We start from the raw sequence: 24,479 nt of genomic DNA on the forward strand, positions 1-24,479 counted from the left end.
CGGCGTGGCGCAATCCGATTCCTTGTTAGGTAAGTTCCTTCTCTGAAACGGGAGTTGGTACCGGCCTACGTGTCGGAAGATTGTTGCGCCCTGGGGGTGGTGGAGCGGGTCGTCGAGGGGGAACTCGAATTGCGAGGGAAAACCTGCAGCGCCCTGGACGTACGCTGACCGTGGATTCAACGAGCACTGAGAGTGCTTGATTGGATGCGGAGGGTTGACTCTTTGGTCGGCCCGGATCAATCGGTCGAAAGGGTGGGTGGTTGCCGTGGGCGGCGTCGAGCGCACGGTCTTCGATGACGGCGAGGTGGTGGAGAACTCCGATGGAGTTGCGGAGTTTTACGCTGCGGTGGGCAAGCTGATCAGGCACTTCCGGGAGCGGGCCGGGCTGACGCAGCGTGAGCTGGCCGACAGGCTCGGGTACAGCGAGGACCAGCTGGGAGCGGTCGAGCGCGGCAAGCGGACGCCCAGAGTCGAGATCCTCACGAAGGCGGACGAAGTACTGGGCGCGGGCGGCGCGTTGCTGGTCGTCGCGGACGACGTGATGAAGGCGAAGATCCGGATCAGCGAGCGGCACCCGGCTTCCTCAAGGGCCTTCACGTCCGAGGAAGGTCGGGCCGTTGAGATCCACGAGTACAGCACGATGGTCATCCCGGGGCTTCTCCAGACTGAGGCCTACATTCGGGCGCTGTACGAGATGCGGCGGCCGCTGCTCTCTCCCGAGCAGATCGATGAGTGGGTAGCGGCGCGGTTGGCTCGGCAGGAGATCTTGACCCGATGGCCCCTGCCGGTGGTGACGTGGGTGGTGGACGAAAGCGTGCTGCGTCGACCCCTGGGTGGGTGGGACGTTCACGCGGAGCAGCTCCGGCATCTTCTCAAGGTGGGGCAGGTGCGGGGGCCCGAGCTTCAGGTGATGCCGCTGGACCGGATGAACCATGCTGGCATGGGCGGCTCCTTCACGATCCTCACCCCTCCCGGTCGGCCGCAGGTCGCCTATGCGGCTGCGCAGCACGTGAACCGGTTGATCACGGATCCGGTGGAAGTCCGTAATATGGCCGCACGGTACAGCAGCATCAGGGCACAGGCCCTGGGCATGAGGGAGTCCCTGGCCCTGATCGAGATGATCCTGGGAGAGCGGTGAGCATGTCCGAGTTGGCGTGGTTCAAGAGCAGCTACAGCACGAACGAGGAGGCTCAGTGCGTCGAGGTCGCCGAGACGCCGGGCATCGTCCACGTGCGTGACTCCAAGGACAAGAGCGGCCCGCAGTTGGCCTTCGAGCCGGCCTCGTGGCAGGCGTTCGTGGCGTTCGCCGCGACCGCCGAGGTCTGATTCAGCCTTCTCCTGACGGCCCGTCGCTTCCGGGCGGCGGGCCGTCGGCGTTCCACCGTGCAGTGACGGCCAATCGGCGGACGGGTGGGCGGGGTGCGGGTGTCGTCGGGCCAGTGCCGGGTGGGGGCTGCTACCAACGGTCCCATGTCCCATCACCTCAGCGGCCCCAACCTCCGCTCGCCCCGAGGCGACTCGCGGCTCGACCTGACCGACGTGTTCGCCTTCCCGGCCGCCGATGCGCTCGGCCGGACCGTCCTGATCATGAACGCGAACCCCTACGCCCCCACCCAGGCGGCCGAGTTCCACCCCGATGCCGTCTACCGCATCAACATCGACAACGACGGCGACCACCGCGCCGACGTCGCCTACTCCTTCACCTTCTCCGCCCCCACCCACACCGGCGCCCAGACCGTCACCGTCCACCGCGCGACCGGCGCCGCCGCGCAGAAGCACGAGCCCACCGGGGACGTCCTGTTCTCCGAAGCCCCGGTCGCCTTCGGGGACGCGCCCGACGTCATCGAGGCGAACGGCCGCAAGCTCTCCGTCGGCCTGCGCAGCGATCCCTTCTTCGCAGACCTCGAAGGGATCGTCAACAACTTCACCTGGACCGGCAAGGACGCCATGGCCGACGCCAACGTCTTCGGCATCGCCCTCGAAGTCCCCGACGCCGACCTCGGCCCCGACCCGACGATCGGCGTCTGGGCCCGGGTCAGCCTCCGCCAGGACGGTCAGCTCGTCTCCGTCGACCGTGGCGCGCACCCCTCCCTCACCGCCTACTTCAACCAGGAGGAGGTGAAGGACGCGTACAACGCTGGCGAGCCGGCCGACGACTGGGACACCTACCGCGAGGCCTGGACGGCCGTTCTCCAGCACACCGGGGACTACACCACCGCGGCCGCCACCGAGACCCTCAAGCTCGTCCTCCCGGACATCCTCCGCTACGACCGCTCCCGCCCCGCCGCCTACCCGAACGGCCGCACCCTCGTCGACGACGTGACCTCGGCCCGCCTCACCATGGTCTCCGGCGGCAAGATCACCAGCGACCACATCCCCCCGCACACCGACGTCCTCCCGGTCTTCCCCCACCTCGGCCACCCGCACCCCGTCAAGTAGCGAGTCAAGTGGCCGGACGACAAAGCGGCGGTCAAGAATCCTTGACCGCCGCTTCGCACTTCCCGCTCTGATCATGTGCCAGGCTGTGCGCCCCCACCCGCGTATGAGGAGGTTCGGTGAACCACGCGCGCCCCCTGATCGAGGACTTCCCCGCCCACCCGGACGGCGACCCGGCCGGCGCCCTCGCCCGCGCCGTCCGCGAGCGCCGCACCGCCCTCGGCCTCTCCGTCGCGGACCTCGCCAAGCGCGCCGACCTCACCGACGCCCAGATCCGCGCCATCGAAGCCGGCCACGCCGCCCCCACCCTCCCCCTCCTCACCGCCCTCTCCCGGGCGCTGGAGGTTTCACCGAGGCCGTGAGCGCTGAGGCCCGTGCCCTCTCCAGCTCGGCCACGAGGTCTTCGACCCGTCGGTTCGCCTTCGTCCCCCACCCGTAGCCGGCCAGCAGCGGCAGTTGGTCCGACTTGCCGTCGGCCAGGACCAGTTCCGGGAGGCCGGAGGAGAAGAGCGTTCCGGGAACCGTGGCCGACCGCACCTCCCGCACCTCGGACCAGGCGTAGGAACGGGCCCGCAGCAACCCGCAGTACTTCACGCCGTCCGCGCCGAAGGACACCCCGTAGACCGGGGAGCGGAGCGTCAGGACCAGGCCCGGAACCCCGGCGAGGACGATCGGTATGAGGTCGTCGACCCTGGTGGAGAACGCCGCCGACGACGCCGCGATCAGTGCGCACACGAGCCCGATCAGGAAGTACGCGAGAGCCCAGGGACTGCGTCTCTTCTGCATGATTTCCCCCAGTTGTGTTGTGAGATCCTCCGCCGGGTACCCCGGGGGCAATCCTCCCCGTCCCATCCAACCCGCCTCTCATCCCAGGCTATCGACCCGCTGTGTGTTCGGTAGCCGGACCGGTTGCGTCTCGGTCGACTCCCGGAAGGGGCCGCCGGACCACGCAGAGTGGCCCGCCGAAAGGACGGCGGGCCACTCGAACGCTAGCTAGACATCTTCTTTTCTACTTGCCGATGATCTGCTCCCAAAGCGGCGTCTCGTGAGACAGCGGCCGGAACGCCCGCCACTGCTCTCCGTCGATATCGAACTCCAGGACCCGTTCCCGGAAGATCCATTTCCCGGTGGTCCTGACGCTGGCATCCCCCAGTGCGATCGACAGCACTGCGGAGACCGCCGACTCGGCTGGCATTTCCTCTAACGAGAATCCGTCGCAGAAGAATCCGTAACGGGACCAGTCCCCTACGGGGCGCAGGTCGATGTCCAAGGCGCCGCCAAGGTGCACGGTGACCATCGGATCATCCTGATCGATGTCGACCGAGATCGGCAGGAAGCCGGGAATCACTTCCCGGGACGATCCGGCGGCCGAGATCCTCTCGGCCATCTCCTCGATTTCCAATGCGGCCCCTCGTCGATATGCCTGACTCTGTCGTTCCTTGCGGTTACCAGTGATGCTTGAACGCGTGCTTCCCGATGCGGGGGCCCCAGAGGGCGTCGATCTTCCGCAGCTTGGGGATGGGCGTCTTGATCCTGAAGACGGCTCGATAGACCTTGTCGCCATCACGCTTGTGGACCGACCAGCCGGCGGCCCACCTGGTGTCCTTGTTTCCACTATTGTACCGACCGGCCTTGCCGGGTTCCCTGAGGCCGAGCTTCTGCTCACCCTTCTTGAAGGCAGTCATACTCACGTTGCCGAATCTCTCCGACCTTCCTCCGAAGGTCTTGCTGAGAAACAGCTTCTCGGTGTATTTGACCTTCGCCTTGGTGGCCGCCCAGGCAGCAGCCTTGGCCACCTTGCGCGTTGCGGAAACGGCCTTGACGGCTGCGAATGCAGCCCCCGCTGCGGCACCTGCTCCGACGACCTGCGCCACTGCCACGACCGCCATCTCGGCAGCCTTGGCCGTGTTCCCGGTAGCCGCGTAGGAGACCGAGGAGACCACGGCCGCTATGGTGCCGATCGGGCCGGGGATGTAGGCGGCCACTTCGGCGACCTTGGCGACGACCTCGACCGTCTTCTTCAGGAAGCTCTTGATGCCCCAGTTGCCGTCGAGGTCGGTGCAGTTGATCGGGTCGCCGGTGCAGTAGTCGTACGGGCTGGCGTTGCCGCCGGGCACCGGGTCGATCTGCAGGAAGCGGCCGAGGGTCGGGCTGTAGAGGCGGGCACCCATGAGGATGTCGCCGTCCTGGGCCTCGGCGGAGCGCTGCTTGCCGCCGAGCCAGCCGTAGCGGGCGTTCGCCTGTCCGTCCTGCGGGATGCCGAACTCGTCGAAGTCGAGCACCACCGGCTTGGTGAGCGCGGTATCGGTGGTGACGACCACCGAGCCGAACAGGTTGGTCAGTTGCAGCTGGACATCACCGGTCTTGCTGGTGGTGGCCGTCAGATCGGCGTCCGGGCCCGAGACGTTGCGGGTCAGGGTGCCCTGGGCGGTGTCCTCGACGGTCCAGCGGACCTCGTCCGAGTCGTCGCTGTAGTGGTTCAGCTTCGACGTGGCGGTGGCCCAGGTTCCGTCGGCCTGCTTCTTGCTGGTGGTGAACCCGGTGAGGCGGTGGGCGGCGTCGACGGCCCACTCCTGCTTGGTGTCCCCCTTCTCCTGGGCGGCGACGCGGTCGTTCGCCCAGTAGGTGTTGGTCGCGCCGGTGGCCGTCTTCACGGTGCGCCCGAAGGCGTCGTAGACGAAGCCGGCGTCGGTGAGCCGGTCGGCGCTGTCGTAGGTGTGGTTCTCCGCCGTGGCACCGTCCGTGCTGCACTTGCCGTCCGCCCCGCGCGGGGAGGTCTGCTTGGACAGGCGGTTGGAGTGGGCGTCGAAGGCGTACTGGCGGGTGACGCAGCCGGTGGCGACCGTGGTCTGCTCGGCCTTCACCAGCCGGCCGAGCCGGTCGTACTGGTAGGAGCGGGTGGCGGTGGAGCTGGTGTCCTTGGCGACCTGGCCCTGGGTGGAGATGTCCGAGGTCTGGGCCCAGACCACGGTGTTGTCGGAACTGCGGGTGTAAGTACGGCCGGTGGCCACACCCATGGCGTTGAAGGTGTCCTTGCGGACGATGCCGCCGGGGTAGGTCTGCTCGACGAGCTGACCGCTCGTGCCGTACTTGGCGGTGAACTCGCCCGCCACGCTGTCCGTGACGGAGGTGAGGAATCCGCGCGGCTCCTTCGCGCGGTCGTAGGTGTAGCTGGTGGACCCGGTCGGGTCGCTCAGCTTCACCGGCTTGCCGAACTTGTCGAACTCCGAGGTGGTGGTGGCGCCGTCGGCGTCCGTGTAGGAGATCAGCCGGCCCAGCTGGTCCATGACGCGGGTCAGGGACTTGCCGCCGGAGGTGGTCTTCACCGCGTCGCCGGTGGCCGGGTCGTACTCGACGGTGACCTTCGGCAGCGGCTTGCCCTCGTCCGAGGTGATCTCGGTCGAGACGACGCGGTCCAGGCCGTCGTGGACGGTGACGGTCTTGCGGGTCTTGCCCGCGTTGGTCTCGGTGGTCTCCTCGGGCTCATTGAACGCCGAGTAGCGGGTGACCCGCTTCACCGGCAGGGTGGTCGGCATGCGCGACGCGTCGGCATCGGGAACAGCGCCGCCCGGCATCGTGACGCAGGGCAGGCCCGCCCACTCGGGACGGTTGGCGCACGCGGGGTCGTCCGGGTTGGCTCCGGCGGTGTAGAACACCGACTTCACCGTTCCGGCGTCGGTACCGTTCGAGCCCGGCTTGCGGGACTCCAGTGCGCGTCCGGAGGCGTTGTACTTCACCGTCGAGGTGAGCTTGGCGCCGAGGGCGTCGGTGGTGACTGCGGTGGGCAGCTTGAGCGTCCAGCCGGAGGTGCCGCCGATCGGCGTGTCGTAGCCGGTCTTGGTGACGCGCAGCTCCACGTCGTCGGCGTAACCGTCGATGCGGGCACCGTCGGTGGCGGTGGTGACCAGGTGGTAGGCCTGGCCGTCGGGCTTCCCTTCGTCGTAGGTGTTGGTGTTGTGATCGCGGGCGACGACCGAAGTCCCGGCGGTCATGGTCGGGTTGACGGTCGCCTTGGTGAGGGTGACGGTGTCGATGCCGGTGTGGAACCGTTCGCCGCCGCTGGCCGCGTTGGTGTCGACCACGGTGAGCTTCAGCTCGTGGTCGCCGCGCGTCAGCTTCACGGGTGCGCCGATGGTGTACGGGGCCACCGCGGCGTTGGCGCTGTAGGTGTCGATCCGCTGGCCGACGTCCTTGCCGTCGATCGCCCACTGGATGACGCCGTGGTCGCTGTTCTTCGTCAGCTGGCCGGAGAGGACGTACTCGCCCTCCTCGGGAACGGTGACGCGCATGGCGTCGAACGCGCCAGCCGCCGCGCCGCGGATGCCCAGCTGGGCACCGCCGGACCAGGTGACACCGCAACAGTCGTTGTCGATCTGGACCTTGGCGTTGGTCCCGAGCTGCGGCAGCTTCTCGGCCTCGGCCGTGACGACTGCCGGGTTGGTCTGCCCGTTGACCTGCTCCGCCAACGAGGCGCGGTAGACCGGCCCGAGGGTCTCCGCCACGTCCAGGCCGTCGGCCGTGAAGACGGTGCGGGAGTCCAGCAGGCGGGCCCGTGTAGCAGGGTCCTTCGGCAGGTTCAGCTCGGCGGCGAACTTGTCGGCGTCGGGGTGCTTGTCGAGCGCGATCGAGCGGTTGGTCGCCGAGAGGGAGCGCACGACATGGCCGTAGCGGTCGTACTCGGAGGTGCTGATGTCACCCTCGGCGGTGACGGACGGGACTGCGGTGTTGACCTCGTTGCCGGAGGCGTTGAGGTAGTGGACAGTGGCTTGCTTGTAGCCGTCGGGGCCGGGCTTGGCAGCCGTGGCGGTGTTGACGGCGGGGACGTCCTCCGGTCCGAACACCGCGGTGGCGTCCGTCGGCGCGTCGGTCTGCGCCCACTTGAGCGCTTCGTCGCCCGAGAGGTTGTACGGTCCGCCTTCGGCAGGGGTCAGCGGCACCTCGTACACGACGTTGGTCGCGATCTCGCCGTTGACCTGGTCCTTGGTGCCCGGTGCGAGCGTGCCGCGGCGGACCTTGAGGAGACGGCCCGGGTCCTGGTCGGCCGCGGCCTTGCCGTAGTCGAAGTTCCACGGCAGCTCACCGGCAGCGCCGATCCGGGTGACCCGGCCGGCGTCGTCGTAGCTGTACGAGGTCTTCAGCGGGGTGGCCAGACGCGGGTCCCACACCTGAGCCAGGCGGCCGCGGTCGTCGTACACGTAGTGCACGACCTCGACGGCCTCCTGCTTGGAGGTTGCGGGGTTCCACGACCAGACCTTCACGCCCCGCACCCGGTCCAGGTAGTCACCCGGGGCCGAGGAAGTGGCGGTGGTGGCCTTGGCGTAGTCGTACTCCATCACCTCGCAGCCGCGCGGCAGCGGGTCGACGGTGCAGCCGTTGACGTCGTCGACGCCCGGCTCGACGGCCGGGATGACGCGCTTGACCAGCGAGCGGCCGTCAGAGGTGTCGTACTGGTAGCGGGTGGTCGACGCGGCCTCCGCCCCCGTCTCGCTGACCACCTGGTAGATGTTCGAACCGGCCTGGCGGGCGAAGACGGTCTTCGAGCCGTCCAGCTCGCTCAGCTCGTAGGTGGTGCCGGAGGTCTGGACGTCCCAGACCTGGTTCGGCCCGGCCCAGCAGACCCAGATCGAGGCGCCCTTGTCGGCGTCCAGGCACTGGCCCGAGTGGCGGTTCATGACCGTGCCGTTGGTGCGCACCTCCCACTGCTGGTTGTCACCGCCGTTGCAGCCCCACAGGGTGAGCGGCGTGGCGTTCCCGGTCTGGCCCCAGGGGTTGTCCAGGCAGTAGCCGAGCAGGCGCAGGGTCAGGTCGTCCCCGCGGGTCCACTGCTGGTTCGACGCGCCCGTGCAGGGGGCCGGCTGGAGCCTGGCGCCGTTGCCGGCCGAGCCGTTCGGCACCTCCAGGCACTGTCCGGACGAGGACAGCACCACCGAGCCCGACTTCGCGGGTACGGCCTTGAGGGTCATCGACTCGGCGCCGGGCTCGGGGAAGAAGGTCCCGTCGGTGCCCTTGGCGAAGGTCAGCGAGCTGTCGTCGTTGCCCTTGATCTCGACCAGGTCGGACTGCGGGAACGACAGCGCCCGGTAGTCCGAGCCGGTGCCCGCGTTCGGGCCGCCGGACCACTGCGGGCCGAACGGGGCGACGATCTCCTTCAGCGACAGGTCGTCGAAGAAGACCTCCTTGCCGCTGCCGGCGGTGTTGCCGTTGTAGAGGCGGAACCAGGCCTCGGTGGCGTCCTTGGGCACCGTCAGGTCCAGCGTCAGCTGCTGCCAGCCGTCGGTGAACGACGCCTTCGGAGAGGCGGTCTCGCCGTAGCCGGCCGGGGTGCGGTAGACGCCGACCATCCGCAGGCCGCGGTTGGCCAGCGGGTTGTCCAGGCCGGTCGCGCCGGGGACGTAGATCCAGCCGGTGAGCCGGTAGGTCTTGCCGGGCTGCATGCCCTGGCCGAGCGTGTACTCGGGGCCGAGCGCGGCGAAGGAGTCCCACCCGGAGCCGGCCGGGACGACCAGGAGCGAGTCGGGCGAGTTGTCGTGGCCGCGGGCCGTGGAGCGGGACAGCGTCGCCTGCCCGGCGGTGAAGCCGGTCAGGTCGGTGCCGACCTGGCGCTGGTTCAGCGTCAGGCGCTCGCCCTGGGGCTGCCAGCCACGGCCGGTGTCCCGGGAGGAGGTGGTGCGGGCCGCCGACAGGGCGAACTCGTTGGCGTCGGTGACGTCGGTCGAGTAGTCACCGGTCAGCAGGTTGACCGAGCCGGGGCCGATGTCCGTGCCGGCCGCGCCGTCGGCGTTGCGGTCGACCGTGATGGTGTTCCAGACGGTGGCGTAGCCGTTGCCGGAGCCGTCCTCGGGGAAGAGGAGGGCGCGGACCTGGACGACGCCGCCGACCTGGCCGAGCGTGTCGAGGACGCTCCAGTTGGCGTGCGGGCCGAGGTCCGCGAGCCGCGGCTTGTCCTCGGTGACCGCGGTGTTGTCCGCCTTGGTCAGGTTGGTGCGCGGGACGTTGTACTCCGCGGCGCCGGGGCCGCGGCGGTACTGGTAGACGACGCGCTGGAACTGCGCCTGCGCGTCGACCGCGAGCTTGACGCGCTTCGCGGACTGGGTGCCGTTGACCGGCGAGCTCATGCCCGCCTGGCCGACCTGGAAGGTGTACGTCGCGGGCGGGGACAGGTTGCCCGCGCGGTCCTTGGACTGCACGCTGAGCACGCGCCGGCCCTCGGTGGTCGGCGTGATCGACGTGGTCAGCGCGCCGGTGGCGGCGACCGTCACCGGGGTGCCGCCGTCCAGGGTGTAGACGTAGGCCGCGGTGTCGTCGGTGCCGGGGGCGGGGGAGAAGGTGAACGACCCGGCCTGGTTGGCGGTGCCGTGCCACAGCCCGTCCGCCGGGTAGTCCGCCGAACTCACGAACGGCGTACCGGGCTTGACGGTGTCGGCGATGACGTTGGTGCCGACCCAGCCGGAGCGGGACTTGCCGTCGTCGAGCATGGCCCAGATCGTGTACTGCACGCCCTCGTCGAGCTTGGCGATGCCGTAGTCGGAGGGGCGGACGGTCGCGATCGCGCCGTTCGGGGTGTCCCGGACGATGCTGCCGATGAACGTGCCGCCGCGCCACAGGTCCAGGTAGACCTTCAGCGGGTCACCGTCGGGGTCGGCCGCCTGCACCTGGAAGCGCGGGTTCGCGTCCGAGGTGTAGCGCGGGTTGCCCTGCTGCGACGGCTGCACCTCCACCGTCGCCGGGGTGGCCGGGACGGTGTTGTAGGTGATCGAGAGGAACGGAGGCCAGTAGCCCTCCGCGGAGCTGAACTTCTTCCAGGACAGGTTGCTCGACTCGTCGGCCGCCTTGAGGGCGAAACCGTACTCGTTGTGGCCGAACTGGGCGAAGTACCGGATCATCTCGGTGACGTCGGCCTTGGCCCAGAACGTGCCGTCGGAGGCGTAGCAGTCGTGGGTGTCACCGTCGTTCGCCACGTCGTACGTGTCGTTCGAGGTGGCCCACTTGCGCTCCATCGCGGGCTGGTTGCCCCAGCGGGTCCACCAGGCCGCGCCGGGCGCGTTCCAGACCTCCCACTGCTTCGGGATGCAGGACGAGGAGTGGTGGTTGGCGAGGTTGAGCGTGGCGCCCAGGATCTGCTTGCCGTTGAACGACCCGCCCGGGACGGTCAGGAACGACCGGGCCACGACCTTGCCGTCGTAGCTGCCCAGCTTGAGGTCCGTCGACGAGGAGGCGTCGATGTTCTCGTTGGTCTGGACGTAGGTGTCGAAGGTCGTGCCGACGTCCACCACCGGGTCGACGGTGACCGGGAACCGGGTCTTCGGGTCGGCGAGGAAGGCGGCGTCCGGGGTGAACACCAGCTCGGTGTCCGCGCCCTGGCCGCGCACCTCCATCGTCACCGCGCCGCGGTTCAGGTGCTCCTGCGAGGCCGGGTCGACCGCGGCGTCCCACATGACGGGGGCCGGGATCTTGACCGTCGCCTTGCCGGTCGCCTTGTCGAGCAGCTGGATCGAACCGTCCTGCTGCGGCGAGACGGTGAGCCCGGTGGTGTCCAGCGGGAGCGTCACCGTGCCGGTCTGGGCGACGGCGGAGCGGTCCTTGACGATCAGGAACTGCTCGAAGCCGGTCCGGGTGGCTTCGAGGACCAGGTCGACGCCGGGGCGGGCGTTGACGTAGGTCGCCTTGTTGCCCTCCAGCTTGGGCTTGGGCAGCTTGCCCAGCCAGCCGAACTTGACCTGCTGCTCACCGGAGCCGATCTTGACCAGCTCGCGCTCGGCGGGGACCGGGGCCGGGGCGGCGGACTGCGGGTCGGCGGCCTGGGCGGCGGCGCGGGCGCCGCTGCGGGAGGCCCGGCTCGCGTCGGCCGAAGCCGAAGCCGAAGCCGAAGCAGAGGCGGAAGCGGAAGCCGACGCGGAGGCAGAAGCCGAAGCCGAAGCGGAGGCCGACGGAGACGACGACGGGGACGCGGAAGCGGAAGCCGTCGGTATCGCACTGGGCGACGCCGCAGGTGCCGTGGCCAGCGCGGTGGTGGCCGCTGCGCTCGGAGTCGTGGCCGGTGCCGTGGTCGGTGCGGTCGTGGGTATCGCGGCGCCCGGCAGGCTGTCGCCGACCGTCACCCCGGCGTCGCCGCCCTCGAAGACGACCCCGCCCGGGTGCGCCTTCGGCGCCACCTTGCCGTCCGGGGTCTGCACCAGCGTGGTGTCGACGGGCACCCAGGCCTCGCCGACCTTCATCCGGATCGGCCCGGTGGAGCGGTCGGAGGTCAGCGTGCCGTCCGGGTTCGCCCACAGCGTGGTGAACTCCGTGCGGGCGTTGGTGACCTCGATCCGCCGCTTCTGCAACCGGGCCGAGAGCAGCGCCGAAGCCTCGTCAGGCGCCTCGGTGGCCGGAGTGGCGGGCGGAGTGGCGGGTGTGGGCGCGGCGGAGGCCGGAGCGGCCGTCACCGCGTCCACCACCACACCGGCCTGCACCAGCAGGCCGAGCGTCAGGAGCGCCGATACGGGGCGCATCCGACGCGTAGAGAAGGCCCCGCCCGCGAATGCGGACGAGGCCCGGGACCGTCGTGTCATTAAAGACTCTCTCAAGGAATGTGCATTGTTCAGAATGGCTTGTCTAAAGCCGAAGGACAATCTCTCACTCCCAGCTGACTCCCAGTGACCAATCAGGATGACGATTCCGTAACAGATCATTTGTGTAGGGGCGTTGCGAAAACCTGGACCGCCTCGCTGGCGTCATCCCTGGTGAGAGGTGCCTGAGGGTATGGAGGAGGCCTCGCCCGCGGATGCGGGCGAGGCCTGAGGTTGTTCTGGTTGAAATTGACTTTCTGTCAATTTCCGTGAGGAATTTCCGTTTTCGCCTTCACCTGGAGAGGTGTGCAGGTGCCGTCAGGCGGTGCCGCGGCCCGCCCGGCGGCGGCGCAGCAGCGCCGTGCCGAGTCCGAGGGCGGCGAGGAGGGTGCCCGCCCCGGTGAGCAGGGCGGTGGTCGGGGTGGAGTCGCCGGCCGGTGCCGCGACGGGGGCCGTTCCCCGGTCGAAGCCGCCGAGCAGGTGCGCCTTGGCGTAGTCGGTGCCGGGCAGCTTGTCGGCGTACCGGTCGTGGACCACCTGCTGGTACTGGGCGAGGGTGATGCCCGCGTCGCCCACGGACCGGACCGCGTCCGGGTTGAGCGGCCGCACCTGGCCGTCGACCAGGGCGTACCAGGCCCGGATCTGCGGTTCCTCGAAGGCGACGGCGCCCCGGCCCAGTGCTGCCGCGGCGGCGGCGTGGTCGGTCTCGTCGCTGCCGGAGGCTATGTTGATCTCGGCCCAGGACCCGCTGTTGCGCGGGTCGGGGGCCGTCCACACCGAGGCCTTGCGGCCGTCGGCCGCGTCGGCCTCGGTCGCCATGAACGCGAACTTCGCGACCGGCGCCCCGACGGAGGCCGCCGCGACGAAGTCCGGGTTGAGGTAGTACACGGGGACGGTGTCGCCGACCACCCGGGCCGGGGCGGCGGCCTGCGCCTGGCGGGCGTCGGAGGAGCCCTGGCCGGAGCCGTGGGCGAAGAACCCGCCGAGGGTCTGCACGACGGGGGCGGCTTTCGCCGCCGCGGTGGCCGCGGTGACGTCGGCCGCGGACGGGGCGGACGGGACGCCGGCTGCCGTGGCCGGGGTGGCGGCGAGGGCGGGGGCGGCGGCGAGCAGTCCGCTGCCGGCGAGGGCGATGGCGGCGAGGGCGCGCGGGGCGCGGAAGTGCGTCATCGTGTCACGCCCCGATCCGGTACAGCGAGTCGTTCCAGTTGAACTGGCCGTTGTAGCCGGCGTAGTAGCTGTACGACGCCAGGTTGTAGCGGTTGCTGCTGGGCCACGGGTCGCCCCAGTAGATGGACTTGTTGCTCTGGTCGTAGCCGTAGATGACCTGGGCGTGCCCGCCGCCGGCCAGCCAGGAGATGCCGGTCTCGATCGGCCGGCCCGCGTTGATCTCGCTGACGATGGTGTTGAAGGACAGGGCGCCGGTCTCCTGACCGGGGGACACCCCGAGGGCGGAGAGCGCGTTCTGCACCCAGGAGAGCTGGCCGGGCTGGTTGGGGCACTGGTACGAGGTGTCCTGGCCGTAGGCGAGGTCGCAGAACGAGTTCTGGTCGGTGCCGTGGCCGAGGAAGGTGGCGATGGTGTCGCCGGAGGCGGCCCAGCACCACTGGTCCTGCTCCTGCGTCTGCATGGAGATGTTGAGCCGGGAACTGGCGGCGAAGGTCTGGGAATTGCCGGCGGCGGCCTGGGGGGAGGCCGAGGCGGTGCCGGCGCCGGTGGTCACGACGGCGGCCAGCATGCACAGCGCGGCCAGTGCGGCGCGCAGGGACGACCCACGGATGGGTCCGCTCATGGGGGAACTCCTTCGTGCGGGGGCACGGGCGGCTCCGTGTGCACCCGGCGCCGCCCTGGGGTGTGCCTTGTGTGGGGGTGTGCTGTGTGGGGGTGTGCCGCGCGGCCGACGCGGCGGGCCCGGACCGGGGTTGCTAGGAAGCGTAGGCAGCCGGCCGGGCCGCTCCCAGACCCCCCGGAGGGGAGCGGGCGGTGCTGTGAACGGGGCTGTGAAGAGGGGCGGTGCGGCGGAGGTGCTGCGCCGCAGACGGGTGGCCGGGAGGGGGGCTCCCGGATATGGACGCGGCCGGGGTAAGCCGGTAATTTCACAGCGCGCCGCGTCCCCCCGCACTGCGTCCCCCCGTACCGCGTCCCCCCGCCCCTGCACCGCCGTCCCCCGCACCGCCGCCGTGTCCCCTCGGCCCCGCCGCCGCGTGCCGGCCGGGCCAGTAGCCCCGGGAGTCCCGATGGCCAGTCGTCAGGAACCGCCGCCCGGTGTTGCCCCGGAGAGCGCCGCCGTGCTGGCCGCGCTGCGGAGCGGGCCCTTCGGTCTCGCGCTGCGCACCGCGATCGAGGCCCGCGGGCTGCCGCTGGAGCGGCTGCGCAGCCGGCTGGCCGAGCGCGGACTGCGGATCGCCGTCACGACCCTGAGCTACTGGCAGCGCGGGCTGCGCCGACCGGAACGCCCGGAGTCGTTACGGGTGGTGGCCGCGCTGGAGGAGATCCTCGGGCTGCCGACGCACGCGCTCACCGCCCTGCTGGGTGCGCCGCGGCCGCGCGGCGGGGCGGACCGCGACGGCGGCGGGCCGCGTCCGTATCCGCAGATGGTGCGCACCCCCGGTGATCTGGGCGGACTGCTCGCGGATCTGGACAGCCCGGCGGCCGGGAAGCTCCAGGTGGTCACCGAGTGCGCGACGGTGACGGTCGGGCCGCATCGTGAACTGGCGGCGCTCAGTTCGATGGTGGCGGTCCGGGCCCGTCAGGACGGGGTCGACCGGGCGCTGCTGATCTACGACTGCGACGAGGGGGTGGACGAGGGGGCCGTCGAGATCGTGGCGGGGGACAGCTGTCGGCTGGGGCGGGTGCGCCGGGATCCGGTGGCCCGGGTGGTGCTCGCGGAGCTGCTGTTCGACCGCTCGCTGCACTGCTCCGAGACCCAGGTGTTCTCCTTCGAGGTGCGCCCGCACAGCGCGGCCGAGTGCTGCCGCTACCGTGCGGCCTTCCGCTTTCCGGCGGACCACTACGTCCTGCGGGTGCGCTTCGATCCGGGCGAACTCCCGGTGCAGTGCCAGTGGTTCACGGCGAGTGACTCGGAGGGCCCGGACGACAGCCTGGCCGATCTCACCCTGGACAGCCACCACCTGGCGCACGTGGTGGCGACCGCGCTGGGGCCCGGGGTCGCGGGCATCCGCTGGGCGTGGACCTGAGGTGTGGACCTGAAGACACGGACCTGATGCGCCGGACCTGATGCGCGGACCTGCGACCAGGGGTCAGGCCGGTTCGCGCGCGGTGCTGCCGCCGGCGAGGGCGCGGGCCTGCGGGGCCGTCATGGGGTGGGCGAAGAGGTAGCCCTGGCCGAGCGGGCAGCCCATGGCGGCGAGGAGGTCGCGCTGTTCGGGGTGTTCGATGCCTTCGGCGATGACCCGGACGCCGAGGGTGTCGGCGATGCGGGTGATGCCTTCGACGAGGGCGTACTGCTGCGGGGAGAGGCCGAGGCCGTCGATGAAGGACTTGTCGATCTTGAGGATGGAGATCGGGAACTCGCGCAGGTAGGAGAGCGAGGAGTAGCCGGTGCCGAAGTCGTCGATGGCGATGCCGACGCCGAGGTCGCCGAGGGCGGCCATGTCGGCGTGGACGCGGTCGTCGCGGCGCATCAGGACGGATTCGGTGAGTTCGAGGACGAGGGTGTGCGGGTCGATGCCGGAGCTGCGCAGGGCGCCGCGGACGACGTCGACGAAGCCGGCGTCGCGGAACTGGCGGGCGGAGACGTTGACGTTGACCCGCAGCGGGGGGAGGCCGGCGGCGGCGCGGTCGGCGGAGCTGGCGGCGTGCCAGGCGGCGGCCTCCTGGGCGGCGCGTTCCAGGACCCAGGCGCCGAGGGGGACGATCTGGCCGCTCTCCTCGGCGAGGGCGATGAACTCGTCGGGCAGCACCATGCCGCGCCGCTGGTGCGGCCAGCGGACGAGTGCCTCGAAGGCGACCAGGCCGCCGGTGCGCAGGTCGACGATCGGCTGGTAGTACAGCTGGAAGGAGGATTCGGCGATCGCCGCGTCCAGGTTCTCGTTCAGCTCGTGCCGCTCCACCAGCCCGGTCTGGAGGGCGGGTTGGTAGTGGCGCCACTGGCGGCGGCCGGCCGACTTGGCGGAGTAGAGCGCGAGGTCGGCGTGGGTGAGCAGTTCGGCCGGGTCGACGCTGTCCTCGGTGGTGGCGACGCCGATGCTGGCCGTCACCCGGACGGCCCCCGCGCTCAGCTTGAACGGTTCTGCGAACACGGCCAGTACGGTGTCCGCGATGGCGTCCACGTCGGCCGGGCGCAGCGCGTCCTCGACCAGGACGGCGAACTCGTCGCCGCCGAGCCGGGCGGCGGTGTCCGAGCTGCGCAGCGCGGTGGAGACCCGCAGCGAGACGGCGATCAGCAGTTCGTCGCCGACCGCGTGCCCCTGGGTGTCGTTGACCACCTTGAAGTCGTCGAGGTCGAGGAAGAGCACCCCGGTGACGGCGCCGCTGCGCTCGCCGCGGGACAGCGCGTGGCCGACCCGGTCCAGGAACAGCACCCGGTTGGCGAGGCCGGTGAGGGAGTCGTGGAAGGCCCGGTGGGTGAGTTCGCGCTCCATCTGGCGCTGCTCGGTCACGTCGCGCAGGGTGAGCACCAGGCCGCCGACCGTCGGGTCGGCGCGCAGGTCGTTGAAGCGGACCTCGGCCTCGATCGGGGTCCGGTCCTGCCGCAGCAGCCGCCAGTGCTCACGGGGCTGCTCGCGCAGCGGTTCGCGTGCCGGCGAGTGCGGCGAGTGCGGCGGATCGTGCGGCGGCGAGTGCTCCGGCGCGTGCGCCGGGGCGGCGTCCACCGGGCCGCGCATCCGGGCCAGCGCCCGGCCGACGGCCCGGCTGTCCTCGGGCGGGACGAGCTCGGTGAGCAGGGTGCCGTCCAGGCTGGGGTAGCCGAGGACCCGTTCGGCGGAGGAGGAGGCGTAGCGGACGCCGTCGTCGGCGTCCAGGATCAGGATGACGTCGCTGGCGTTCTGCACCAGGGTGCGGAAGTACAGCTCGCTGTTGCGGCGGTTGACCTCCTGGCTCAGCATGACCCGTTCGACGGCCAGTGCGGCCTGCGCGGCCAGGATCTCCAGCGAGCTCCACAGGCTGGTGAGCTCCTGCGCGGTGCCGGTGACGATGAGCGCGCCGATCAGCGGGTCGCCGGAGGGGCGCTCGTCGAGGGTGAGCGGGCACAGCAGGGCGGAGGGCATGCCGTCGAGGCGGGCGGCGAGGTCGCTGCCGATGTCCTCGACGGGCAGCAGCCGGGTCTCCCGGTAGGCGGCGAGGGCGAGCGCCTCGTCGGAGTCGGTGACGGGGCCCAGGTGGTGCTGGGCGGCGCCGCGTTCGGCGTGCCGCACGTGCAGGACGCCGGCCTCGGTGACGGCGAGCAGGGCGACGTGCCCGGGCTCGGTGGGCATCAGGGTGGAGGCGGTGGCCTGGACGGCGTCCGCGACCTCCTCGACGGTGACGGCCGCGGTGAGTCTGGCGCCGGCCTCGCGCAGGGCCCGCTCGCGGGCGATCGCCTGCCGGCGGGCGACCACGACGACCGCCAGCCGGGCCAGCACCAGCAGGTACAGGAGGGCGGAGAAGGCGCCGATCACGCCCGCGTTGCTGGTGTTGCCGTTCAGCGACTCGATGATCAGGATCGCCGGGGCGATCAGCGAGGCCAGCGTGAGCAGGGCGAGGCGGCCGGCGCTCAGGTCGGGCTGCTGGGTGGGGACGGGTCTGGTCAGCTCGACCATGGACGGGTGCAGCGCGGCCGCGCCCCAGGCGGTGTAGAAGGCGGCCCAGCCGAAGTCGACCGGGGTGCCGATGTGCCAGTTGCCGTGCAACTGGATCAGCCCGTACAGGGTGTCCGCGACCAGCATGCCGACGGTGCCGACGGTGAGCAGTTGCAGTGCCCGGCTGGTGCCGCCGCGCGGGGTCAGCAGCCGCAGCAGCAGGGCGAGGACGACCACGTCGCCGAGCGGGTAGCCGATCGAGACGGCCTTCTGGAACCAGGAGAGGTCGGGGTTGCGGGCGTACGGGAGGATCAGGTAGATCCAGGCGAGCAGCGCCAGGCCCATGGTGAGGATCAGCGCGTCGAGCAGGCCGGCGCGGTCCTGACGGGCCGTGCGCCAGCGGATGAAGCCGAGCACGCCGGCCGCGTACAGCACGAACTCGGCCAGGTAGAAGCCGTCGGCGACGGACGGGAACGGGTTGTGCAGGTGCAGGAACTGGGTCTGGACGACCTGGACGACCTCGCCCGCGGTGAAGCTCAGGTTGGCGAGCGCCAGCACGTACCAGAACAGCGCGTGCGCGGGGCGGTTGAGGCGGATGCCGGCCACGATGGCCGCGCTGCTGCCGAGGCCGATGCCCGTCCACCAGATGATCCGCTGCGAGGGGTTGACGTAGTAGACGCCGGTGAACAGCACCATCCACAGCAGGTAACAGACCATCAGGCGTTATCGCCGACGTGTCAACGGGGCTACCTCCTCCGCGACGCCACCCGGCCGGTGGGACGGGGGAGTTCGGGCGAGGACGGGTCTTGGCGGTCGCAGGGTCGTCTCGTCCCGGGCTGACGGGCACACGGCAGCGTCGCGTCCGGTCGGGTTGCGATCGGACGTTCGTCCTGTGCCCTGAGTGCGTATAGTCGGAAATGTCGCACCTCCCAGGAAACTGCCGCCACAGCACGAGGTCAAGCCGGTGGACGACGCAGCAGACAGCGCACAGGGCGTACGAACGGATGTGAACTCCGGGCGTCACGCCGTGGTTCGAAACGACAGCGGTCAGTATGCGATCTGGCCCGGCGACTTGACCGTGCCGGGCGGCTGGCACCTGGTCCACGGGCCGGCCGGCCACGAGGACTGCCGGGCCCACGTGGCCCGCGAATGGCGCCCGCCCGGGCTCGGCTTCCCCGGGCTCGGCTCCCCCGGGGAGCGCGGCCGCGGGCGGGCCGAGGGCGACGGCGGCACCGTGCCCGGACTGCTGCGCTCCCGCGCCGCGCAGCACCCGGACGCGGTCGCCGTCGTCGCCGACGACACCACGCTGAGCTACCGCGAGCTGGACCGGCGCAGCGACCGCCTGGCCAGGGCGCTGCGGGCGCGCGGGGCCGGCCCCGAGCAGGTGGTGCCGGTCTGCCTCGAACGCGGCGCGGGCCTGGTCGTCGCCTGGCTCGGCGTGCTGAAGGCGGGCGCGGCGCTGCTGCCGCTGGACCCGGCGTACCCGGCGCGGCGCCTGGCCCGGCTGGTCGAGGACAGCGGGGCGCGGGTGGCGGTCACCGAGGGCGGGGCGCCGCCGGGCGTCGAGCCGGTGCCGGTGGACGCCGAGGACGGGCCGGACGGCGGCGGCGAGCCGGTCCTCACCGGCTTAGCCGGCGCAGGCGGGCCCGGCGGGCCCGGTGAGTTCGACGGGGCCGGGCCCGACGACCTCGCCTACCTGATCTACACCTCCGGCACCACCGGCACCCCCAAGGGCGTCCCCGTCACCCACCGCTCCCTGGTGTTCACCCTCGACCGGGTCGTCCACGCCTACGGCCTCGCCCCCGGCGACCGCGTCCTGCAACTCGCCGCACTCGGCTTCGACACCGCGCTGGAGCAGGTCTTCGCGACCCTGCTCGCCGGGGCCACCCTCGTCCTCGGCGGCGGCCGCACCTGGGCGCCCACCGAGCTCGTCCAGCGGATGCGCGGACCCGGCCTCGCCGTCGCCGACCTCACCCCCGCCTACTGGCACCACGTGCTCACGCTGCTCCCGCCCGGCGGGCCCGGCCCGGAGGGGCTGCGGCTGGTCGTCGTCGGCGGGGACGTCGTGCACGCCGACGACTGCCGCAGCTGCCTGGACCGGCTGCCCGGCGTCCGGCTGGTCAACGCCTACGGGGTCACCGAGGCCGCCGTCACCTCCACGCTCTGCGAGGTCACCCCCGCCCTGCTGGACGCCGCCGGCCCGGGCGGCCCGGCCGCGCCGGTGCCGATCGGCCGCCCCCTGCCCGGCGTGCGGGTGCACGTCCTGGACGCCCGGCTGTCCCCCGTGCGGCCCGGCGAGCGGGGCGAGATCCACCTCGGCGGGCCCGGCCTCGCCCGGGGCTACTGGCGCGCGCCCGTGGCGACCGCCGACGCCTTCGTCCCCGACCCGTACGCGCCGGTGCCCGGCGAGCGGATGTACCGCACCGGCGACGCCGGGCGCTGGCGGGCCGACGGGCAGCTGGAGATCCTCGGCCGCTTCGACGACCAGGTGAAGGTGCTCGGCCACCGCGTCGACCCCGCCGAGATCGAGGCCGCCCTCGCCGCCCACCCCGACGTCCGGCAGGCCCGGGTCGCCGCCGACGGCGGCGACCCCGACGGGGGCCGCGTGCTCACCGCCTACTACACGCTCGCCGACCACGCCGACGCCGGTGCGGAAGCCGGGGTCCGCCGCGACCGGCTCCGCGCCTTCCTGGCCGAACGGCTGCCGGAGTACATGCTCCCGGCGGCCTTCGTGGCGCTGGACCGCATGCCGCTCACCCCGGCCGGAAAGGTCGACCGCCGCCGGCTGCCGCACGCCGAGCCGCGCACCCCGGGCCGGGCCGGCGCGGGCGGCGCGGGCGGCACCGGGGCGGTGGGCGGCGGGGGAGCCGTCGAGGACGCCATCGGGCAGCTGTGGGCCGAACTGCTCGGCGTCGAGGAGGTCGGGCCCGCCGACGACTTCTTCGCCCTCGGCGGCAACTCCCTGCTGGCCATGGAGATGCTCGCCCGCGCCCGGATCATGCTCGGCCTCGACGTCACCCGCGTCCGCGCCCTCACCCGCGCCCTGCTGCGCGACGCCACCCTGCGTGCCTTCGCGACCGCCGTCCAGGCCGCCCGCGCCGACGGAGCCGGGCGCACCGCCCACGCCGACGGCCCCGGTTCCGGCGAGGCCGCCGTCGATTGGGCCGCCGAAGCCCGGCTCGCCCACCCCGTCCAGCAGTCCTGGAGCCCGGCACCCAGCCGGGCCGAACCCGCCGAGATCCTGCTCACCGGTGCCACCGGCTTCTGCGGCGCCCACCTGCTGCACGCCCTGCTCGCCACCACCGGGGCCCGGATCCACTGCCTGGTCCGCGCCCCCGACGAGGAGCACGCGCTGGAACGCCTGCGCGCCGCCCAACAGCGCTTCCTGCGCCACGACCTCACCGACACCCGGGTGGTGCCCCTGGTCGGCGACCTCGCCGCACCCCGACTGGGGCTGACGCAGCGTCAGTTCGACGGACTGGCCGGGAGCCTGGACGCCGTCCACCACCTCGGCGGGCAGGTCAACTTCCTCTACCCGTACCACCAGTTGCGCGCGCCCAACGTCGGCGGCACCCGCGAGATCATCCGTCTCGCCGGGCACAGCCGGGGCGTACCCGTGCACTACCTGTCCACCCTCGCCGTGCTGGCCGGCTTCGGCGCGGCCGGCGTCCGCGAGGTCACCGAACGGACCCCGCTCGCCCACCCCGACCGGCTCGGCGTCGGCTACGTCGAGAGCAAGTGGGTCGCCGAACAGCTGCTGCACGAGGCGGCCGCCGCCGGGCTCCCGGTCACCGTGCTGCGCACCAACGACGTCACCGGGGACCTCGCGACCGGCGTGATGAACACCGGCACCGAGATCTGCGCGCTCATCGCGTACCTGGCGGACAGCGGCACCTGCCCGGACGTGCTGCTGCCGCTCGACTTCGTCCCGGCCGACCGCTTCGCGCGCGCCGTCGCCCACATCGCCGCCCACGCCCCCGCCGACGGCGAGGTCTACCACCTCACCTCGCCGCGCCCGGCCGACCTCTCCGACCTCGCCGAACGGCTCCGGGCCCGGGGCCACCCGATCGCCGAACTCCCTTACCACGACTGGGTGCAGGGCCTGGTCCGGTTCGCCGCCGGGCACCCCGCCCACCCCATCACGCCGTTCGTCCCGCTGTTCGTCGACCGCGCCCCCGGGTCGCCGCTGTCGATCAGCGAGCTGTACTTCCGGCCCGTCTTCCCGCTGTTCGACCGCGCCAACACCGACGCCGCGCTCGCCGGCAGCGGCATCGACCTGCCCGCCGTCGACGCCGGGCTGCTCGACCACTACCTGGGGCGGCTGGCGGCGGAGGGCTTCCTCGGGCCGCCGGCATGAGCCCCTTCGACGGGCTGGACGTCCAACGCGGGCCCGGCGACGGGCCGGTGGCGTTCGGCGCCGGCCTCGGCGCGTCGGACCTGCTGGCGGCATACCGCCGCGGCCTGTTCCCGATGCCCGCGGCGGACGAGTACGCCGGCGCCTACAACGAGGCGCGCTACGAACAGGCCGTCGAGGCGGGCGAGGTGGCACTGCTGCCCGGCGGGGACGACCCGTACGCGCTGGCCTGGTGGTCGCCCGACCCCCGGCCCGTCCTGCCGCCCGACGGCGTCCGGCTCGGCAGCCGCCTCGCCCGGCGGCTGCGCCACCGGCCGCAGTGGTGGACCAGCGCCGACCGGGCCTTCGGCGAGGTGCTGGCCCGCTGCGCCGAGGGCCGCCAACCGGCCTGGCTGACGGGTGAGTTGCGGGCCGCACTGGAGCAGCTGCATGTGCTCGGGGCCGCCCACAGCGGCGAGGTGTGGGAGGGCGAGGAGCTGATCGGCGGGGTGTTCGGCGTCGCCGCCGGGCCCGTCCTCAGCCTCGACTCGATGTTCCACCGCCGCCCCGACGCCGCCCGTGTCGCCGTCGCCGACCTCGGGGTGCGCTTCGGCGCGGCCGGCGGGCGGCTGCTCGACGCCCAGTGGGACAGTCCGCACATCCGCAGCCTCGGCGCCGAGCCGGTACCCCGCTCCCGGTACCTGGCCCAGCTGGCGGCGGACGCCGCGGTGGGCCCGCTGCCGGGAGCTCCACTGCCCGTGGCCCGGCTGGTCTGACCTGCGCCTTTTACCCTGCTTGGCCTGTCTTCGACAAACTTATTCCCCGTCAGTAACATGACGCCGCGTGTTCAAAAGCTCCATGGGCAGGGCCGTCGGCCCCGCCCTCCTCACCCTCGCCCTCGCCGGGGTCGCCGCCTGCGGGCCGACCACCTCCGGCACTCCGCAGGCCGCCGCCGGCACCGCCGAAGCGGCCGTCACCACCGGCACGACCACGACCGCGTCCGCCGTCGGCGGCCAGGCACCGACAGCCCCGGCCGCCGGTACCCCCCGCGCCCGGGCCGCCGCCGCCCCGACCACCGCCGCCGCCACCGCACGGCCGACCGGTGCGGCCGCCCCGGCCGGTACGCCGGTCACCGCCGCCCCGGCCGGCGACCGGCAGGCCGCCGTGGCCGCCCCCGCCAAGGACGGCGGCGCGGCCACCCCCGCCGGGCAGAACCTCCAGCTCACCGCTTACGACCCGGCAGGCGGCACGGCCGTCCTCTCGGCGCCGCCGGCAGCCGGGCCCACCGCGACCGCCGGGCCCACCGCGACCGCCGGGCCCACCGCGACCGCCGGCGCGACGCCGACCCCCGCGCCCGCCCCCGCCGTTCAGCCCGGGCAGCTCATCGCCAGCCCGCCCACCGCCGCCGCGCCCCAGGGCGCGCTGGTCGCCGTCACCGGAGTCCGCCCCGGCGCGGGCGCCAGCCTCAACCTGACCACCCGCTCCGCCACCCTCGCCGAACTCCTCGGCGGCACCGAGGCCGACGGCCAGGTGCCCGTCGACCCGCACGGCATCACCGTCACCCCGCTGGTCAAGGACCTCAAGGCCGTCGTCGGTGCGGACGGCGGCGGTGTGAAGGCCGACGCCTCCGGCACCCTGGAGGTCGACGTCAAGGCCCCCGTCCCGCTGCCCGACGGCGCGAGCGTGGACGCCTCCGGCTCCCTCCAACTGCACCCCGCCGTCCACTTCGCCTACCACGGCGCCGCCGCCGGCAGCCCGCGCACGGCCTCCATCGGCTTCGACCTCGGCGCCCACGCCCAGTGGAAGGTCACCGGCGACATCGCGCGCAGCACCGGCGCCGCGCCCGTCCGGCTGCCCTTCGCCACGTTGCAGGCCAGCCCGGTGCTCACCGTCGCCGGACTGCCCGTCGTGGTCAACCTGAAGCTCACCTGCTACCTGGAGGTCGGCGCCGACGGCCAGGTCCACCTGGAGGCCGAACAGGAGGCCACCGGCACCTGGGCCGTCCGCGCCGACTACACCGGCGGCAAGGGCTGGACCCCGACCACCGATGCCGACACCAAGGTCTCCCCGGTCCGGGTGCGCCTCACCGGCAAGGCCGGGGTGCGGGCCGCGCTCGGCGCCGACGTCTCCGTCGGCCTCTACGACACCGTCGGCGTCCAGACCACCGTCGCCCCTTACCTGCGGGCCCGGGCCGAAGGCTCGCTGACCGTCGACTCCTCCGGCAACCCGCCGCAGGCCCAGGGCAGTTGGTCGCTGGTCGGCGGCGTCGACCTGACCGGCTCGCTGCTCGCCCACCTCAAGGTCTTCGGCACCCCGGTCATCGAGGGCGCGTACCCGCTGCCGCCGTTCCACCGCGAATGGCCCCTGGCGGCGGGCTCCGCGGCCCCGCCGTCCCCGCGCCCGAGCGGCTGACCCGGGAAC

14 protein-coding genes are annotated in these 24,479 nt (G+C 72.2%); 8 read left to right on the forward strand and 6 right to left on the reverse strand.

The features are described 5' to 3' along the window. The first annotated feature begins 265 nt into the window (after positions 1 to 265). The 4 genes from ACFVTF_RS15300 (at position 266) to ACFVTF_RS15315 (ending at position 2,798) form a co-directional block, all read left to right on the forward strand. Positions 266 to 1,138, forward strand: a complete 873-nt coding sequence (locus ACFVTF_RS15300) for a Scr1 family TA system antitoxin-like transcriptional regulator (RefSeq protein ID WP_387813794.1) — start codon at positions 266 to 268, stop codon at positions 1,136 to 1,138. 2 nt (positions 1,139 to 1,140) lie between these two features. Continuing rightward, complete coding sequence (locus ACFVTF_RS15305; protein ID WP_387813796.1) at positions 1,141 to 1,326, forward strand: DUF397 domain-containing protein; 186 nt, start codon at positions 1,141 to 1,143, stop codon at positions 1,324 to 1,326. 144 nt (positions 1,327 to 1,470) lie between these two features. Further along, complete coding sequence (locus tag ACFVTF_RS15310) at positions 1,471 to 2,439, forward strand: DUF4331 family protein (RefSeq protein WP_387813798.1); 969 nt, start codon at positions 1,471 to 1,473, stop codon at positions 2,437 to 2,439. A gap of 116 nt (positions 2,440 to 2,555) precedes the next feature. Continuing rightward, on the forward strand, positions 2,556 to 2,798 hold the full coding sequence (locus ACFVTF_RS15315) for a helix-turn-helix transcriptional regulator (RefSeq protein WP_387813800.1): 243 nt from the start codon (positions 2,556 to 2,558) through the stop codon (positions 2,796 to 2,798). On the opposite strand, the gene ACFVTF_RS15320 is transcribed toward ACFVTF_RS15315, so the two are convergent. The 5 genes from ACFVTF_RS15320 to ACFVTF_RS15340 all read right to left on the reverse strand — a co-directional run bounded on the left by ACFVTF_RS15320 (position 2,755) and on the right by ACFVTF_RS15340 (position 13,776). Further along, the gene (locus tag ACFVTF_RS15320; RefSeq protein ID WP_387813802.1) at positions 2,755 to 3,222 is read right to left on the reverse strand and encodes a hypothetical protein; all 468 of its coding nucleotides are present in this window, start codon (positions 3,220 to 3,222) and stop codon (positions 2,755 to 2,757) included. The genes ACFVTF_RS15315 and ACFVTF_RS15320 overlap by 44 nt on opposite strands. A gap of 223 nt (positions 3,223 to 3,445) precedes the next feature. Then, on the reverse strand, positions 3,446 to 3,838 hold the full coding sequence (locus ACFVTF_RS15325; protein ID WP_387813804.1) for a hypothetical protein: 393 nt from the start codon (positions 3,836 to 3,838) through the stop codon (positions 3,446 to 3,448). A gap of 43 nt (positions 3,839 to 3,881) precedes the next feature. Then, complete coding sequence (locus tag ACFVTF_RS15330) at positions 3,882 to 11,927, reverse strand: ricin-type beta-trefoil lectin domain protein (RefSeq protein WP_387813806.1); 8,046 nt, start codon at positions 11,925 to 11,927, stop codon at positions 3,882 to 3,884. A 375-nt stretch (positions 11,928 to 12,302) separates the two neighbouring features. Beyond that, positions 12,303 to 13,154: a hypothetical protein gene (locus ACFVTF_RS15335; protein WP_387813808.1), complete on the reverse strand. Its 852-nt coding sequence runs from the start codon at positions 13,152 to 13,154 to the stop codon at positions 12,303 to 12,305. Positions 13,155 to 13,158: 4 nt separating this feature from the next. Next, a complete protein-coding gene (locus ACFVTF_RS15340; protein ID WP_387813810.1) occupies positions 13,159 to 13,776 on the reverse strand; it encodes a papain-like cysteine protease family protein in 618 nt (205 codons plus the stop codon). 445 nt (positions 13,777 to 14,221) lie between these two features. Here ACFVTF_RS15340 and ACFVTF_RS15345 point away from each other — a divergent pair, with 445 nt between their 5' ends. Continuing rightward, positions 14,222 to 15,181 carry a helix-turn-helix transcriptional regulator gene (locus ACFVTF_RS15345; protein ID WP_363624420.1) on the forward strand — a complete coding sequence of 320 codons (960 nt, stop codon included), beginning with the start codon at positions 14,222 to 14,224 and terminating at the stop codon, positions 15,179 to 15,181. Between the two features lie 63 nt (positions 15,182 to 15,244). Here ACFVTF_RS15345 and ACFVTF_RS15350 read toward each other — a convergent pair whose 3' ends face one another. Further along, positions 15,245 to 18,442: a putative bifunctional diguanylate cyclase/phosphodiesterase gene (locus ACFVTF_RS15350; protein WP_387813812.1), complete on the reverse strand. Its 3,198-nt coding sequence runs from the start codon at positions 18,440 to 18,442 to the stop codon at positions 15,245 to 15,247. 289 nt (positions 18,443 to 18,731) lie between these two features. Between ACFVTF_RS15350 and ACFVTF_RS15355 the strand changes: the two genes are divergently transcribed. From ACFVTF_RS15355 to ACFVTF_RS15365, 3 genes are all read left to right on the forward strand, one after another. After that, on the forward strand, positions 18,732 to 22,082 hold the full coding sequence (locus ACFVTF_RS15355; protein ID WP_387814118.1) for an amino acid adenylation domain-containing protein: 3,351 nt from the start codon (positions 18,732 to 18,734) through the stop codon (positions 22,080 to 22,082). After that, entirely contained in the window at positions 22,079 to 22,834 is a 756-nt protein-coding gene (locus ACFVTF_RS15360; protein WP_387813814.1) for a leucyl/phenylalanyl-tRNA--protein transferase, read from the forward strand. Before ACFVTF_RS15355 ends, ACFVTF_RS15360 begins: the two co-directional genes overlap by 4 nt. 67 nt (positions 22,835 to 22,901) lie before the next feature. Beyond that, a complete protein-coding gene (locus ACFVTF_RS15365; RefSeq protein ID WP_387813816.1) occupies positions 22,902 to 24,470 on the forward strand; it encodes a hypothetical protein in 1,569 nt (522 codons plus the stop codon). Positions 24,471 to 24,479: the final 9 nt, after the last annotated feature.

This window comes from Kitasatospora sp. NPDC057940 (assembly GCF_042887425.1).
Classification (GTDB): Bacteria; Actinomycetota; Actinomycetes; order Streptomycetales; family Streptomycetaceae; genus Kitasatospora.

Excerpts from the sequence above, each read along its gene's own strand:
- ACFVTF_RS15330 (WP_387813806.1), bottom strand. The coding sequence starts at position 11,927 with ATGCGCCCCGTATCGGCGCTCCTGACGCTCGGCCTGCTGGTGCAGGCC.
- ACFVTF_RS15320 (WP_387813802.1), bottom strand. The coding sequence starts at position 3,222 with ATGCAGAAGAGACGCAGTCCCTGGGCTCTCGCGTACTTCCTGATCGGG.
- ACFVTF_RS15345 (WP_363624420.1), top strand. The coding sequence starts at position 14,222 with ATGGCCAGTCGTCAGGAACCGCCGCCCGGTGTTGCCCCGGAGAGCGCC.
- ACFVTF_RS15310 (WP_387813798.1), top strand. The coding sequence starts at position 1,471 with ATGTCCCATCACCTCAGCGGCCCCAACCTCCGCTCGCCCCGAGGCGAC.
- ACFVTF_RS15340 (WP_387813810.1), bottom strand. The coding sequence starts at position 13,776 with ATGAGCGGACCCATCCGTGGGTCGTCCCTGCGCGCCGCACTGGCCGCG.
- ACFVTF_RS15350 (WP_387813812.1), bottom strand. The coding sequence starts at position 18,442 with ATGGTCTGTTACCTGCTGTGGATGGTGCTGTTCACCGGCGTCTACTAC.
- ACFVTF_RS15335 (WP_387813808.1), bottom strand. The coding sequence starts at position 13,154 with ATGACGCACTTCCGCGCCCCGCGCGCCCTCGCCGCCATCGCCCTCGCC.
- ACFVTF_RS15305 (WP_387813796.1), top strand. The coding sequence starts at position 1,141 with ATGTCCGAGTTGGCGTGGTTCAAGAGCAGCTACAGCACGAACGAGGAG.
- ACFVTF_RS15360 (WP_387813814.1), top strand. The coding sequence starts at position 22,079 with ATGAGCCCCTTCGACGGGCTGGACGTCCAACGCGGGCCCGGCGACGGG.